General features: G+C 45.8%; 11 protein-coding genes and 2 pseudogenes. 10 read left to right on the forward strand and 3 right to left on the reverse strand.

What is annotated here, in order from left to right:
- Positions 1–5 precede the first annotated feature (5 nt).
- The 7 genes from tssH to NH461_RS08050 all read left to right on the forward strand — a co-directional run bounded on the left by tssH (position 6) and on the right by NH461_RS08050 (position 11,836).
- Complete coding sequence (gene tssH / locus NH461_RS08020) at positions 6–2,603, forward strand: type VI secretion system ATPase TssH (protein ID WP_261602707.1); 2,598 nt, start codon at positions 6–8, stop codon at positions 2,601–2,603.
- 206 nt (positions 2,604–2,809) lie between these two features.
- The gene (locus tag NH461_RS08025) at positions 2,810–3,289 is read left to right on the forward strand and encodes an Hcp family type VI secretion system effector (protein ID WP_255387698.1); all 480 of its coding nucleotides are present in this window, start codon (positions 2,810–2,812) and stop codon (positions 3,287–3,289) included.
- Positions 3,290–3,350: 61 nt separating this feature from the next.
- On the forward strand, positions 3,351–5,237 hold the full coding sequence (tssI, locus tag NH461_RS08030) for a type VI secretion system tip protein TssI/VgrG (RefSeq protein ID WP_261602708.1): 1,887 nt from the start codon (positions 3,351–3,353) through the stop codon (positions 5,235–5,237).
- 34 nt (positions 5,238–5,271) lie between these two features.
- Positions 5,272–5,559: a PAAR domain-containing protein gene (locus tag NH461_RS08035; RefSeq protein WP_261602709.1), complete on the forward strand. Its 288-nt coding sequence runs from the start codon at positions 5,272–5,274 to the stop codon at positions 5,557–5,559.
- Positions 5,560–5,569: 10 nt separating this feature from the next.
- Positions 5,570–6,505, forward strand: coding sequence for a hypothetical protein (locus NH461_RS08040; RefSeq protein WP_261602710.1), 936 nt, complete (start codon positions 5,570–5,572; stop codon positions 6,503–6,505).
- 25 nt (positions 6,506–6,530) lie between these two features.
- Positions 6,531–10,967: an RHS repeat-associated core domain-containing protein gene (locus NH461_RS08045; RefSeq protein ID WP_261602711.1), complete on the forward strand. Its 4,437-nt coding sequence runs from the start codon at positions 6,531–6,533 to the stop codon at positions 10,965–10,967.
- A complete protein-coding gene (locus tag NH461_RS08050; protein ID WP_261602712.1) occupies positions 10,967–11,836 on the forward strand; it encodes a hypothetical protein in 870 nt (289 codons plus the stop codon). Before NH461_RS08045 ends, NH461_RS08050 begins: the two co-directional genes overlap by 1 nt.
- On the opposite strand, the gene nfi is transcribed toward NH461_RS08050, so the two are convergent.
- A complete protein-coding gene (gene nfi, locus NH461_RS08055; RefSeq protein WP_261602713.1) occupies positions 11,826–12,503 on the reverse strand; it encodes a deoxyribonuclease V in 678 nt (225 codons plus the stop codon). The two genes, NH461_RS08050 and nfi, sit on opposite strands and share 11 nt — an antisense overlap.
- A gap of 422 nt (positions 12,504–12,925) precedes the next feature.
- Between nfi and NH461_RS08060 the strand changes: the two are divergent.
- The 3 genes and pseudogenes from NH461_RS08060 to NH461_RS08070 form a co-directional block, all read left to right on the forward strand.
- A pseudogene (locus tag NH461_RS08060) lies at positions 12,926–13,072 on the forward strand (transposase); the annotation flags it as partial.
- A 159-nt stretch (positions 13,073–13,231) separates the two neighbouring features.
- Positions 13,232–13,703 (forward strand): annotated as a pseudogene (locus NH461_RS08065) (IS3 family transposase); the annotation flags it as partial.
- Between the two features lie 786 nt (positions 13,704–14,489).
- Positions 14,490–14,885 carry an RHS repeat domain-containing protein gene (locus NH461_RS08070; protein ID WP_261602715.1) on the forward strand — a complete coding sequence of 132 codons (396 nt, stop codon included), beginning with the start codon at positions 14,490–14,492 and terminating at the stop codon, positions 14,883–14,885.
- A 10-nt stretch (positions 14,886–14,895) separates the two neighbouring features.
- Here NH461_RS08070 and NH461_RS08075 read toward each other — a convergent pair whose 3' ends face one another.
- Positions 14,896–15,528 carry a TetR/AcrR family transcriptional regulator gene (locus tag NH461_RS08075; protein ID WP_261602716.1) on the reverse strand — a complete coding sequence of 211 codons (633 nt, stop codon included), beginning with the start codon at positions 15,526–15,528 and terminating at the stop codon, positions 14,896–14,898.
- A gap of 39 nt (positions 15,529–15,567) precedes the next feature.
- Complete coding sequence (locus NH461_RS08080) at positions 15,568–16,083, reverse strand: DUF2505 domain-containing protein (RefSeq protein WP_261602717.1); 516 nt, start codon at positions 16,081–16,083, stop codon at positions 15,568–15,570.
- Positions 16,084–16,243: the final 160 nt, after the last annotated feature.

A 16,243-nucleotide genomic window follows, 5' to 3' on the forward strand; every position in this document is an offset into this window, starting at 1 on the left:
AAACTATGTCAACAATGACATTGAAGTCTCTCGTAGACAAATTATCGCCAGGTTGTAAAAAGTCACTGGAAGCAGCTGCTGCCTTATGCAACAGCAAAACGCACACCAGTGTAGAGATTCATCACTGGCTGTCTGCATTACTTGAGCAACCTGATGACACTCTGAATGCCATCGTTCACTACTTCGATATTGATGCTTTTCAGCTCAACGAGCAACTTCAACAGAAACTTGATCGGTTTGAAACAGGGTGCTCTCAGCCACCGGGCCTATCAAGCCATATTGTGACTTTGCTCCGAACAGCCTGGATGTCAGCAACCATTGACTTTGCAGATGACACCATTTCCGTTGTGCACATTGTTTATGCGTTGGTCAGTGATGATAGCCTTGGCGCAATGATTTTCCGTGACATACCGCAACTGGCAAGAGTAGAACCGCAACGGCTGATTGTGGCCTGGCCGGAAATAGCGCCAAAAGCGGCAGGCCAAGCCGAATTGGACGGTTCGGAAAAGTCGCTAGGAATCAGTCAGCAGGCGCTTGAGCAGTTTACCATTGATTTAACAGAGCAAGCTCGTGAGCAGAAGTTAGATCCCATCTTGGGGCGCGATCACGAGATCCGCCAGATGATCGATATTCTCACCCGGCGTCGTCAGAACAACCCTATGTTGACCGGTGAGGCGGGGGTTGGTAAGACCGCGGTCGTCGAGGGGCTGGCACAGCGAATTGTACAAGGCGATGTTCCGGAATCGCTGCGGGATATCAGTATCAAAGTACTGGATTTAGCTCTGCTACAGGCTGGTGCCGGCATGAAAGGCGAGTTTGAAAGCCGTCTGAAGAGCCTGATAAAAGAAGTGAAGCAGTCATCTAAGCCAATTGTTCTATTTATTGATGAGGCACATACCCTGATTGGCAGCGGTGGGCAGGCAGGCCAAAATGATGCAGCTAATCTGTTAAAGCCTGCACTGGCAAGGGGCGAGTTGCGTACGATTGCTGCAACAACCTGGGCCGAGTACAAAAAGTTTTTCGAGAAAGACGCAGCACTGACTCGCAGATTTCAGGTTGTTAAAGTTGAGGAGCCTGATGAAGAAACCGCTGTTGTCATGTTGCGTGGTTTGCTCCCCGTGATGGAATCACACCATAACGTCATGATCACAGATAAAGCACTTCAAGCGGCTGTGAAGCTGTCTAATCGCTACATCAGTGGGAAGCAGTTGCCGGACAAGGCGGTTTCACTACTCGATACTGCTTGCGCACGTGTTGCTATGAGTCAGGTTAGTGTACCCAGTGATGTTGAATTATTAATTCGTCAGCAACAACAGGCTGAAGCTGAGCTTGCTATTCTGGAAAAAGAGCTTGTTACGGGGGCCACTGCGGCGGGCAGGATCGCTGAATTGAAAGCTCAGCAGGACAGTGTTGCTACGGCGCTCGAGCTGAAAAGAAGCAGTTGGCAAGCTGAAAAAGAACTTGTCACACAAGCAAGGCGACTGTCGCATAAATTGATCGATCAGACGGAAGAAGACAGCGAGGCTGATCTACAGACATTGCTACAAATTAAAGAGCGGTTGGATGCATCTGAAAAACCCATGGTTTTTTTTCAGGTTGATGAAGCACTGGTTGCCGAAGTCATTTCTGACTGGACTGGCATTCCGCTTGGTCGTATGCAGAGTGACGAAATAGAAACGATTTTGACATTGGATGAGCAATTGAAGGAGCGTGTTATCGGCCAGGATCACGCCTTGGCGTTGATGAGTAAAGTTGTTCAAACTGCTCGGGTGGGTTTAAGCGATGAGCAAAAGCCAAATGGCGTGTTCTTGTTGACTGGCCCTAGTGGTGTTGGCAAGACGGAATCAGCACTGGCGTTGGCGGAGCAGATCTATGGTAGCGAAGATAATGTTATTGTTATCAACATGTCCGAGTTCAAGGAAGAGCATAAAGTTTCCCTATTGTTGGGTTCACCTCCTGGATATGTCGGCTATGGAGAGGGCGGCGTACTGACAGAGGCTGTCCGTCGTAACCCTTACAGCGTTATTCTGTTGGATGAGATGGAAAAAGCGCATCCTGGTGTTCAGGATATTTTTTACCAGGTATTTGATAAAGGTACAATCAAGGACGGGGAAGGGCGAGAGATAGACTTTAAGAATACAATCATCATTATGACGTCTAATGTCGGAACGGAAACAACTCTGACACTATTTGAAGATGATGAAACAGCACCTACAATTCAGGGCTTGAAAGAAGCGTTAAATGACGATCTGTTGACCGTCTTTAAGCCGGCCTTTTTGGGAAGAGCCAATGTTGTACCATATTTGCCCCTAAATCAAGTCATGTTGAAGGAAATCATTCGACTGCAACTCGAAAAAGTTTCTGAACGGATAAGTAAAAATTACCAGGCAACCCTGAATTTTTCTGATTCGATTAGTGATTTGCTAATTGATAGATGCATGGATAATAACGCTGGTGCAAGAAATGTAATAAATTTCATTCAAAGTAACTTATTACCTGTGATTTCATCTGAAATCTTATATAAAGTGTCAGCAAAAGAATCTATTGAAGATATTATGGTTGATTATGTTAATAATGACTTTATCATAAATATTACTTGCTAATTATAATTTGCGAGCAAGATCATAGTACAAAATCCCTGTTCTTAATTAAGTAAAATAGGTGTGCAATAATCACCATCAATTAGAAATTACTTAATTGATTAATAGCATATTAATTTGTCTGGTGCTTTTGTTAACTATAGATAATCAGATAAATAATTCATCGTGACCCAATAGGGATTAACCAAGTAATGCTATAGGAGATTAGCATGCAATCTAATACTTATCTGAAATATGCCGATATTAAAGGTGAAGCTACAGCAGAGCAGTACAAAGATCTGATCACTTTGCTTTCTGTTGACTGGAGTGTAGGCCGTGAAATTACGTCATATACAGGTACAGCTCAGGACCGTGAAGCTAGCTCAACGCGTCTTTATGACATGACAATTACTAAGCTTCAAGATAAGGCGTCACCGGATTTATTTAAAGAAGCCACGATTGGTAAAGGCAAGCCTGCGACCTTCCACATCACTAAACAGGGTGAGAAGGTTGAGGAAATTATGAAGATTGAATTAACAGATGCCATGATTTCTCACTATAGTGTTTCGATTCAAGATGACCGTCCAGTAGAAACGATCACCATTTCTTATACTGAAATGATGATGACTGTAACGCCAACAGATGACCTGAACAACGTTCAAGCGCCGCTTGTTTATGGTTACAGTGGCGTTAAAGGGCAGCAAATGTAATTGAGTGTTTAAATACGGGATAGAAACTATCCCGTATTTATCGTTTTAGGTTTGGATAGAAATGAAGACATCGACACAAGAAAATAATATTATCCGTATTGATACTCCGTTGGGTAAGGATGTACTTCACCTTACAAAGATGGAGCTTCATGAAGGGATATCAGTTCCATTTTCTATTCATGCGTATGTTTACACAAATGGTGTGTTAATTAATTCTAAGGACTTAATTGGTAAGCCGGTTTCTTTCACTGTTCTTTATCATAGTGGTGATAGTGTATCAGAAAAGTACCTTCACGGTTATGTTTCTACTTTACGATCAAATGGCAGCCGTGTCGCGGCCAGTGCGGAAGGTGATAAATATCAAGACTATGTCATTGATGTCTGTCCCTCTCTGGATTTTTCCTATCAGCGTACAAATTGTAAAATCTATCAGAATTTAAATATTGAAGATATCGTAAAGAGCGTATTGTCAGTACACAATGTTAATATCAAAGTGGACTTGAAGAGAAGCTACGCTAAGTATGAATACAAAGTTCAATATCATGAAACTGACTTTGATTTTGTGCACCGATTACTTGAAGAAGAAGGTATTTTCTATTATTTCACGCATTCTTTATCCAGCCATACCATGGTTCTTTGTGATGATGTAACCTGCTATAAGCCCTGTGTTGAATCATCCGTTGCTTTCAGTACAGGGAGCCTGACTGAAGCACATATTCACCGTTGGATCGGGGGCCTTGAGGTCTCACCAGGTAAAGTTGCCAAGAAGGGCTATGACTTCATTAAGCCAGGAGCCAAGCCATCAGGCTCCCAAGCCGAGACATCATTGTCTAAGCAGCAATCTGCGACTGAGGTTTTCCATTATCAAGCGGGCTCTGAATTGAATGACAGAATCCAGGATCAGAGCGCGCTGATGCTTGAAGCACTGCAAAGAGATACGGAACTGTCTTCCGGTGCCAGTAATTGTCGAACATTTAGTGCCGGGCAATATTTTACTTTTAAATCGCACGAAGATAAGCGCCTTGAAGGTAAGAGCTTTCTTCTTACACATGTTTACCTGGAAATCGCAATTGCCAGTCAGACAGGTTCATCAAAATCTTCCCACCAAAGTGTACATAACCAGTTCTCCTGTGTACCGAAAGAAACCTTATACCGGCCAAAGCCTATTACCTCAAAACCGCGAGTTTACGGGGTTCAAACTGCCTGCGTTACTGGTGAAAAGCAGGATGAGATTCATATCGATAAGTATGGCCGTGTAAAAGTTCTTTTTCATTGGGATCGTGAAGGCGTTGCAGATAATACCAGTTCTTGTTGGATAAGAGTGGCGCAGTCGTGGGCTGGAAACGGTTGGGGGGCCTCATTCTTCCCGAGAGTCGGTCAAGAGGTTCTCGTCGAGTTTTTAGATGGCGATCCTGATCAGCCGATCATTACTGGTGCCCTTTATAACGGGAATAATCTTCCGCCGTACTCTCTTCCAGCGGAGAAATCAGTCAGCGGAATCAAAACACGCTCCACGAAAGAGGGCGGCGGTAGCAACTTCAATGAGATCCGGTTTGATGATAAAAAAGATAATGAACTTTTCTATCTTCATGCCGAGAAGAACTATCAAGTCTTTGTTGAAAATGATGCATCAGAGACTATAAAAAACAATCAGAGTGTTCTTGTTGAGAACGACCGTTTATCTCAGGTTAAAAATAATTATTCGAGTAAGGTTGATAACGATAGAAATGAAGAGGTTGGAAATAATAAGACTGAAAAGGTCGGTAACAATAAGTCTGAGAAAGTGAGTAATAAGCTTGAAATTGATGTGGGGAGTGAGATGGTCATTAAATGTGGTGGTGCATCTATCAAACTGTCCAGTGATGGTAGTATTGATATTAAAGGTACTAACATCAAAGTAAATGGCAGCAAAATTGCGCTTAAAGCCGGGATGATAAACCTTAATTAATGCTTTTTTTTACAAGTCGATTGGAATGATAGTTATGGGTTTACCTGCTGCAACAATTGGATGTTTTCATGTTTGCCCCAAAACAACCGCAAAAGTTCCTCATGTTGGTGGTCCAATTGTTGCGGGCTCAGGAAACGTCCTGATTGGCGGTGTTCCGGCGGCCAGAAAAGGCGATATGGTGATTTGTATCGGGCCGCCAGACTCAATTTCTGCTGGCTCCGGTAGTGTATTGATCAATGGTAAGCCTGCTGCTCGGCAAGGTGAATCAACCCGCCATGGTGGTAAAGTGGTTAATGGTAACCCTACCGTGTTAATAGGTTAAGGTTTTGTTCGTGAAAGTTGAACCTGTTTTGGCCTGCTTAGGAGAGAACCGAAATTACGAGATGATACTGGGGTTGTCTGATAAAGAATGGGCCACTCCGAACTTCATCGATACACACGATAACACACAGATCTTAGCGAACAGCTTTGAGTTGCATCAAGGTGAGGTGCTACCGCTAAGAATTAAATTTATTTTATCGCAATCACTTTCTGGCGCTGATATTCCATGGAAGTCGGCCCCTGTTATCTTGCTTCTGCCACAGCCGGAAAGTCACCAGACGATATATAATCATGATGATTTATATCGAGAATTGTTTTCTCAGCTTTGTGAGGTGATTGTCGATCTTAAAACTCACTCGCAATGCTTCTTATTTCCCTATGGCCGCAGTGCTCTCATTCTTGCGTGGAATAAAATTATTGCGCTACTCAGAGAGCACGGGTCTATCTGGGTTTTAGCCGTTGATAGCGATCCTCGTTTCAGGGGATTGGATAGCCCAGGTGGCTCGAGTAACGTTCTCATTGCGAATGAAAGTGTTTTATTGACGAAACTGTATCGCTCTGAAACAGGATTAAATTGCCAATGGCACAGTGTTGAAGCACAAACCCGTGACAAGCAGCCGTCCGTAGCTGTGGAGTCCCTGTTTCATCGCTTTAAACGGCAAAGTGGCGAAACGGTCCGGCAACTCTATGTACCCTATACCGATCACGAATCAGGCGCAGCCGAGTGGGCGAATGTATACAGCTCGCTCCATCCGCATGTTGATGCCAATACTCAGGTGGTGATGTCTGGGGCGATCGTGGGGGAGCTGGGCGCTTGCTCCGGCCTTTATAATCTTTTCCGTATTTATGAGAGTTACCAGCGTGAGATACATGACGGATTTACCTTGCAGCTCGAGTCATCTGAACAACTATACCGTGCTGTGGCTCTGTACAGTTGGCATCAATAAGTAGAGGTTTCACATGGATGGCTCGATGCAGGTGCAACTAAAGGCCAATGATGGAAAAGTGTATATTTTTACGTCGGCGAAGCTTGATGATGCGAAGTCGTTACCGCTCTCTTTTGCGACGATTCAGCTCGTTCGTGTTCATCTGAATAAATTTTCCCGTATGAAGCCTAAACCAGGCGCAGATCTTTTTGCCGTGCTTGGGATGATAGATTTCGGTGCAGAAGTACGAGCCAGAAGCCTCGGCGGAGCGAGTTTAAGTGGTGTACTTGAAAGTTTGGCTCAGGCTATTTTCGCAAAACAGCTGTTCGTCTATGAACTGCCTGAAGTCTTACCGGTGATTGTACACCAGGATGAGCCATCTCAGCCTCCTCGTCCACCTGCAGCGGTACCAAAACCCAAAGTCAGCCGTGATCAAAATAAGCCGGAGCCGGTTAGTCAGCTGAATCATACGCCGGCCTCTGCTTCGGTTGATGAGATGGAGTACAGTGGTGATCCGGTCTCGATGTCGACCGGCGAAGAAATACTTACGCTGGTGGACATTTCTCTGGCCGGGTCCTCTCCGTTAGTCTGGCAGCGTACATACCGTTCGTCATTGAGTCAGACCAATGTTGGGTTGGGTTATGGCTGGCGCAGTAATTTTCATTATGAATTAACTGAAGCCGCTCCCGAAATAAACGGCTGGCGCTTCACTGACGATATGGGCCAGGTACTCGACTTTGAAAAGGTTATGCCCGGTGCCGTCAGCTATCACATTTCCGCGGGGGCATGCCTATGGTACGAGCGTGCCGACCTCATTTCACTTACGCTAAACGATGGGCGTCAACTTAGGTTTATCCTGGCCGACAGCGAGTGGCGGCTGTCCAGGCTCAGTTTTGATTCCTTCAGCGGCTATGACTTGCGCTATTCCGGCAAGGGTCAGCTTGTTTTCATTTCGGCCAGCAGCGGACTTCAACTTGAATTGTTTTATGATGCCGCAGGGCTTCTTACACAGGTTCAGATCCCTGGCCATGCAGATGGCTTGTCAACTACCTTGGCTCACTACCATTATGATGAACAGGGGAATTTATGTGAAGCCAGCAACCGGCAACAAGAAGTCGAAACCTATCGTTATCAGGATCATTTACTGATCCAGCGTATCCGCCCGTCCGGGTTTAGTCACTATTTCTCCTGGGAAAGGGTTGGTTCAAACGCTCGGTGTAAAGAGCAGTGGGGCGATGATGGTTACTACCACTATCGGTTTGAATATGACAGTGAACAATACCTCTCCATCAGCACAGACAGCCTCGGGAACCAATGGCGATTTTTCCATAATGAGTATGGTCGTCTGGTAAAAAAGGTGTCCCCACTTGGCCATACGTGGCAGATTTCCTATGACGCACAGCAACGTAAAGTGGCTGAAATTACCCCGACCGGCGCTAAAACTGAGTACCGTTATAATCATCTGGGCCAGTTAATACAGCTGGTCTCACCTGATAAAGGTGTAATCTCATACTCATATAACGCCTTGGGATTGGTGGATCGCATCACGGATCGCGCCGGGCGTTCGTCATTTTACGATTTCAATAGCCTTGGCCGACTTCGTTCGGAGCGTCACCCGGGCGGGCTGTCTATTCATTATCAATACGACAGAAAAGGCAGAGTTGTTGAAATGGCCAGCTCCCGGGGAGTGGTGATTAAGAACTGGTGGGATCAACAGGGAAAACTGGTTGCCCAGCAGCGCAATAGCGCCCTGACACGTTATAGCTATAACTCATTGGGCGAGTTGAACGGTGTTGTCAATCAAGATGGCTGGGTGAAAGCGTATGTCTACTCGCGTGCAGGTGTTGTCACTCAAGTGAGTGAATATCATCAGGCCGAGCCAGAAAGCGTATTCACCCATCAATTCGACTATGACTGGGCCGGCCGCTTGCAAAGCATGCAAGACCCGCAGGGAAGAAAAACACACTTTGTCTATCAGGGGCTGTCCCAGCCGTGTGAAGTGATTCAACCCGACGGAAGCGGGCTGAAACTGGAATATGATAAAGAGCGTAACCTCACGGCCATACAGCGCAGTGACGGGGCGGTTTACCGGTTTGTTTATGACAGTGAAGAACGCGTCATACAGACTGTCGGATTTGATGGTCGTGTTCAGGACTATACCTATAACGGCGACGGTCAACTGGTGTCGGTCGCCGAGCAGGCCGAACGATTTGTCTGCTTCAGGCGAGATGACGCCGGCCGGGTGGTGGAGCAACGCAGCACGTGCGGCCAATCGACCTTTAGCAACTACTTTACTTATGACGAACTGGGGCGTTTAAAGCATGCCAACAACGCCCACAGAAAAGTCACGTTCGAGTACCACGATAGTGATCAGGTTAGTGCCGTCTGGCAGGATCACTGGCAGATCACGCACTCCTTTGATGCAAGCGGCAGGCGAGCTGGCACCCGGCTTCCTGACGGCAGTCAGGTGAGTTACCGTTATGCTGAGTCGGGCCAGTTGTCAGCCGTCGTGTGGCAAGGGGAAACCATCGTTGCCCGGCAATTTGACGTGTGCGACAGAGAGGTCGCGCGCCAGTACGCCAACGGGGTTGATGTCCAGCAAGCGTTTGATGCGCAAGGCAAGCTAGTCCGGCACTCCCTGCATCGCGCCGATCGGGGTGTGGTGACACGGCATTACGTCTATAACCCGGGGCAACAACTGGTCGGGATAAAAGATGATGAGCACGGCGACGCACACTTTGAATATGATGACCTGAATCAACTGGTTTTTGTCAAAAACTCGGCAGGTGAGCAGTTCCCGCGTTTTGACGGGTTTGGGAACCCGGCAGATGATAGCGTGGAGGTTGAAGATGACCGTCTGCTGCGCACGGAGACCCACCTTTACCGGTATGACAAATACGGGAACCAGGATCGCGTACAGAGTGACGCAGGGTACGAGCAGCGTCAGTTCAACGGTCTAAACCAGCTGGTGAGTGTCAAGACAGGTGGTAAATACTGCCAGTTTCTGTATGACGTGCTGGGACGCCGCAGCGCTAAGATCAGCGAGGAGGGCCGAACCGACTTTCTGTGGGATGGTAATCAACTGATTGGAGAGCACCGCAATGGCGACTTTACCTGGTACCTCTATGAGCCGGGGACGTTCAATCTGATTGCGATGTGCCGCCAAGGGCAGGTGTACAGCTACCACCTGGATCATTTGGGTACCCCGCTGAGCTTAACCGACCCGCAAGGTCGGGTGGTGTGGCAGGCGGAATATCAGGTGAACGGTGATGCCAATGTTATCATTGATGACATTCCGAATCCCCACCGCTTTCAGGGCCAGTATCATGATCCGGAAACCGGGCTGCACTACAACCGTTTTCGCTACTACGACCCGGATGCAGGGCGCTTTATCCACCAAGACCCCATCGGCCTGCTAGGCGGCATCAATCCGTACCAGTACGCCCCGAACCCCATCCAGTATGTTGATCCGCTGGGGTTAAGTTGTAAGGAGGGAAAAGTTGCCCCTTATAATGCGATGAGTCAGCCAGCCGCTATTCCTGAACTTGGCACTATAGAGCCAATCACAGGAAAGGCTTGGGCTGGTTTTCTTAAAACGATGATCAGTGATGCGACATTTGGCATTGTTTATGGTGATACCGGTTCAATACCTTTCTTACGTCCGGACCCGATTGATCGAGCAGATATGGCAGCCTACGAGTCGGTTGCTGGGCTTGAGCGCTACGCATCAACCGTAACCCCAACAGGTGCCGCAAACTTCGCTAAGAATGCAGTAACAGAAGGAATTCAGTTAGCGAAGCCTTCAAAAGCAGTGCGCGAGCTAGTTGATATCGTTGATGTCAAGAAAGTAGCTGGTGATGTTTTGCCTAACCCGATGGATGTGGTATCCTCAAAGAGAAAAACGGTTTCAAACACAAACAGAAAGCTATTCGGAGATAATCTAAACTCTAAAGTTGAACTTGAAGCTAATGCCTTAATAGTCGCAAATAAAACTGATGGAGTTGCCATTTCCCGAGCGGGTATACCTGAGTTGGGTATAGTGGGAGTGTCCTTTCAAAATATTCCTTTTTCTTTGAAGAAAGGAAAAACTTTCCCTGGTACCGAGCGGTTTGGTGAAAATAATGCATTTATTAAAATAACAGATCAAAATGCCTACCTTGATGAAGTGGCTAGGCTTTATGCGAAAACTGGCAATGATTTAAATCCGGTGATGAGAGATAAAATTAAGGCTCACGTAAAAGAAGGTACCGAGTTTGGTCTTCGTGATTATAAAGGATTAAAAGGTATACCGGGGCTTCATGCTGAGGTTCAGTCTGCAAATTATGTGTTGAATCAAGTGAAAGCAACACCAGGTTTTGATATTGGTAGGGTTCAGATCTCAACCTATAAAATTCAGAACAGTCCTGGCCAAGGTGAACCATTTACTGCTTGTAATCACTGTAGCGGTATTTTACAAGGTTTTGATATATTAACTGGGCATTGATGATGATAGTAATTAAAAGTGAACTTGAATATGATAGCTCCCAAAAGTTTTTCTATTCCGGGAGTGTGTTTAGTGGTGTCATCGCCGAAGTTGTAGGTGGTGTTGTGAACGCAACACTATTGTGTTACCAAGGGGAAGTAGTTGGTGACTACACTTTACCGTTTCCGCTTTATGAAACCAGCAAGTTAGGGATTGACGCAGATTTTTTAGAAGGAGACGATGAGCCTTTTAAATTTCGGGGTGAACCTTATAACGGAGTTGCTTTTTCTTTTTATAAGGGTGAGTGCTCGCTTGTGAAGCAGTATGAAAGCGGTGAAGAAGTCTCAAAAGCCGAATATTCAAATGGTCTTTTGCAAAGTTTAGAGCACATTGAACCGGATGATAGCCTGACGCAAGACTTTGTGTGGGATGAAGGTGGGAGTATTAAAGACTTCAGCATTCATGCGAGCGGTAAGTTTCAAATGGCTCTACATTTTGAGTCAAAAAATAAGATATCGTTATTGGTAGTACGTGGCGACTATTTTCAAAAAATAGGAGCTTTGAAAAAGTTGGTGTTAGTTGATCGGTTCGATCGTCCCGAATTTTTAAAGGAGGTTGGTGCCGGAGCAAAGCTAAATATATCAGGTCTGAGCATAACAGATAGCATGTTTGGTGATTTGCTGCAGGGGGATGGGTTGAAAGACACTCAACAGCTTCAAATTTATAATACCGGTATAACCAATGAAAGCTTCCGAGAAATAATTGGGCTGAGTAGGCTCACAGAGCTATATGTGGAATCTGACATATTGACAAGTGAAGAAGTAAAGTCGTTTAAGTTGGTTCATCCTAATTGTTATGTTCGGTTTAATGGTGAAGAAGTTATTGTTTAACTTTGAAGGCTGAGCGAACTACTTGATCAGCTTGTCGGGTTGTTTCTGGCAGGCGGTATTTAGGCGCAAGCTTTAAGATCCACTCATAAGCCGTTGTTAACGAAATTCGATGGCCAATAGAAACATAAATTGGTTTAATGTCGGTCTGAGTTCTTAATACATTACCAATTACCTCATTGTGATCAACAAGAGGTGCAATAGCGCCTCTTGTTGTATCTGGTTCTTGATACTCTCCGAGCAATCGCGTTTTACCGCAACCAATCGTTGGCACATCAAAAATTACACCCAAATGACAGGCAAGTCCAAAACGCCGGGGATGGGCTAGACCTTGTCCATCACACACAATTAAATCAGGTGTGCGTTGAAGCTTTGCAAACGCCTTAATTAATGGAGGCAATTCCCGAAATGAAAATAACCCTGGAATATAGGGGAAACGCTCTATATCTTCGGCGGTTGCCGTTTCAACAATCTCTAAAGTCTCGGCGTCAAGTATAACGGCAGCGGCAACCAATCTATCGTTGTCCTTCTGATAGGCAACATCAACTCCAGCAACAAGTTTTACTTTATTAACTTGGTCTGTCTTGACAACTTTAGTTGCTAGCTCTTGTTGCAGATTTAAAGCTTCTTCCTCGGATAAATTCCAAGGGTGATGAATGATAGGTTCCATAGGTTATTTGTTTGAGCTTACTGGAAGACTATTGGTCGTATGCTTTAAGAGCATTCCATCAATGATTGATTGTATAGCTTGCTGATCCTCTTCTAACATCTGTCTGACAGCCTCAAATTTCAGTTGTAGGTTGTTGGACTGTGCTTGGTTGCCTTTGTTGCTTCGTACTTGGGTGGTATGCATGCCGTACCTGTCTGCCACTTACTGTTGAGTATACTTATTGTCCTTCCAGAGTTTTAAAAACTGTTTAGAGAAGGGCCATTTTGATAAGCGCTAATAGTCTACTTATGATTGTATCATATGTTTCTGATGAGGGTATTCAAAATACCCGATTTCTTACCAAGTTTGGTGGTAATCCCCCAGAATAATAACAGCAGCAAAAAGTAGAATTTTCTCGTAACCTAAACGAAAGGAGATTCTGCATGAAAAAATCACGGTACACGGACAGTCAGATCCTAGCGATCTTAAAACAGGCAGAAGCAGGTACACCTGTGCCAGAACTCTGCCGCGAACATGGCATGAGTAGTGCAACTTTCTATAAGTGGCGCGCCAAATACGGCGGTATGGACAGGGTGAGATTACGTATGTTCAATTTTCGAACAGCTGTGATTTCCCTCGGGCTGGTTGAGTAATTATTAGACACCTCATGCATATCACACCTGTGTTAGATGGTTGAAAATTACTCTTTTTGTAGATCCCAACATGCCTTTCATGTGGTAATTTTACAATTTGTTAACTCGCGCTCTCACCCTGGTGGTATGGATGCCTCTCTCATGGCGCGGCTGAAAGAATTGGAAGATGAAAACCGTCGTTTGAAGAAGATGTATGCCGAGGAGCGCCTCAAGGCTGAAGTCATCAAAGACGCCATGGAAAAAAGTGGTAAAGCCCTGTGAGCGGCGCTTGCTTGCTCAGCATTCGGTGGCGCGATTTTCAATTAGCATTCGCAAGGCTTGCCGGTGGTTCGGCATCAGCGAAACGTTATCAGCCTAAGATGGCAACGGAAAATGATGAGATAGCTCAGTGGCTTGTCACGCTCACTTCTGAGCAAAGTGACTGGGGCTTCGGGCTATGTTTTGATTATTTGCGCAATGTTAAAGGCTTCCCGTGGAATCATAGCGGGTTTACCGTATCTATTGTGAGTTGGCACTGAACCTGCGGATACGTCCCCGGAGAAGGCTCAACCGAAACAAGCCGGAGCCATTTAAAAGAGATAACCTGATGAATATTTTTACGCTAGATGGGAAAAAAGTTTTTGACGGTAGTGAAGTTGAATTTGAAAAAAGATTCCTCTTTATATAGTTTAATAATCATAAATATGATTTTCCGGCGAAAGAGCTGAAGCCTATTTCTGAATTGATTAATTTTTCACAATGTGTTAGACCAAATGAAATTTCACTAATACTAGGATTTAAAATATCGTCGTTAGGAAATATGAACGTTTTTCATGGCAGAAAAAAAGGATTGAAATTATACTTCTATGTTAGTCAAACGGATACTAGACCATTGTTGATGATATTTTCCCTGGGCGAATATCAATTAGGAAGGGTGATGTGCTTTTTCGAGTCTGCAATAGAGATTTAATGTGAAGTAGTCAACGATAATCGGCCAAAATTTGATAAGTAAGCCAGAATCTTCGCGGGCTTGTTCGGAGTCAATCTGTCATTGTAATGCTCAGCTTGATCTGGTTGTAATAATCGATCAGATAACCTGATATCGAGTGTTTTTGAAGTTCTGGTCGCCATGGGCACCATATACAAATCGCTTCGGGCTATATTAGACTTCATCGCTTTGAACGTAAGCGGGTATTTCTACCCGCCTGGTGGTTAATGGGCTCTTTGCTATAGGGCAGAAGATCGCTGACATTTTGGCTGAGTGAAAGCGTATGTTTACTTGCGTGCAGGTGTTGTTACCCAATTGAGTGAATATCATCAGGCTAAGCCAGAAAGCGTATTAACCTAATAATTGTTCAACGATCTAAACCAGCTGGTGAGTGTCAAGACGGGCGGTAAATACTGCCAGTTTCTATACGATGCCTTGGGCCGCCGCAGCGCCAAGATCAGCGAAGAGGGCCGAATCGACTTTCTGTGGGATGGCAATCAACTGATCGGAGAGTACCGCAATGGCGACTTTACCTGGTACCTCTATGAGCCGGGAACGTTCAATCTGATTGCGATGTGCCGCCAAGGGCAGGTGTACAGCTACCACCTGGATCATTTGGGTACCCCGCTGAGCTTAACTGACCCGCAAGGTCGGGTGGTGTGGCAGGCGGAATATCAGGTGAACGGTGATGCCAATGTCATCATTGATGACATTCCGAACCCCCACCGCTTTCAGGGCCAGTACCATGATCAGGAAACCGGGCTGCACTACCGACCGAGGTGAGCGGGCTGGTCTAACTGACCAGCTCGTTCAACAGATCCTGGTGGGTGTAAAAAGGCGACTGGGCTGACTCGGTCAGGTAGGGTTCGACCATCGAAATCAATCGTAACACGCCGGCGCGGATCAGGTCATTTTCACTGTATTTGTCGTCCAGCAGGGTTTGATAATTGAGCCAGTTGAGGCTGACCAGCAGCAGGTTATCCGCCAGTAGCGGTAAGCTGGCTTGATCACATTTGAGTTTGCCCAAACTGATCAAATGCGCCAGCATATCTTTGCTGAGCTGACGGAGTTTGAGGATCAAGGCACGGATCTTTCGCTTGATCTGCGGACTCTGGCTATTGAGCGTCTCTAAATTTCTGAACAAGAACCGATAATGGGTAAACAACGCCATAATGGTATGCATGAACGGCCAGTAGTCGTTGAAATCTTTGACCTGCTTCGGGTACTCGTTGCTCAAGGTTGTCACGGAGTTTTGCAGCTCCGCGACCAGCGTAGCGATAATTTCATCTTTACCGCGGAAATGGTAATACAGGTTGCCCGGACTGATCCCCATTTCCGTTGCAATGATCAAGGTGCTGACCTGAGCGATACCGTCACGGTTAAAGAGTTCAAGGCTGACTGCTAAAATCCTGTCACGGGTTTTCATAAGAACTTCCTTGTGTTGAAACCGGTTTTCGCTAAGCGACTATTCCTCAGTCTCTAATTGCGGTAGTTTGTCACATAAAAACTGATACTCGCTTTGCATCTGTTGCTTGATGTCGTCGCAAATGAAGGAGACCAGTGTGCTGCCCACCAAAGGCACGGCAGAGGTTACGGTCATGCTGACATCGTTACGCGTGGATATTCCTGGCGTATCTCCCGGTTCGCTCAACAACATTCGGCCGCTGACGGACGCCGGAACGCCAATTAACTCGACTTCGATATCGCACAACAGCTGTTCGTTTTCCTGCCAATGCCAGCTTTCTGTCTGACGCACCGTGTTAAAGCTGCCGAGAAAGCGTTTGAGCACACCCGGGACGTTTGCCGGCACTTCTCGTTGGGTTTCAATGGAAAAGCCGTCTTCGGTTTCTTCGATTTTCAGGACCTGGATATTCCTGGCGCCCAGTTGCTGATACTTTTCCAGGATCAATGCTTCTTCACTGAAATAGCGGAGCAGGGTATCCAGATCTTCCTTGTACTCATGAATGGTGGTGACTTGCATAACGTTTCCTTCCGTTTTCCGATTTTATGTCTCACCAGACCATACCGGTGATGCGATTGCTATAATCTGGTCGGATGACTTAGTTTCAGTGTGCATCCGGAAGCACAAAACACAAACATCAGCCCTTTGAAATCAGGGCTGGATCAATATTCCATGTGGG

Source organism: Photobacterium sp. TY1-4 (assembly GCF_025398175.1).
In the GTDB taxonomy this organism is placed as follows: domain Bacteria; phylum Pseudomonadota; class Gammaproteobacteria; order Enterobacterales; family Vibrionaceae; genus Photobacterium.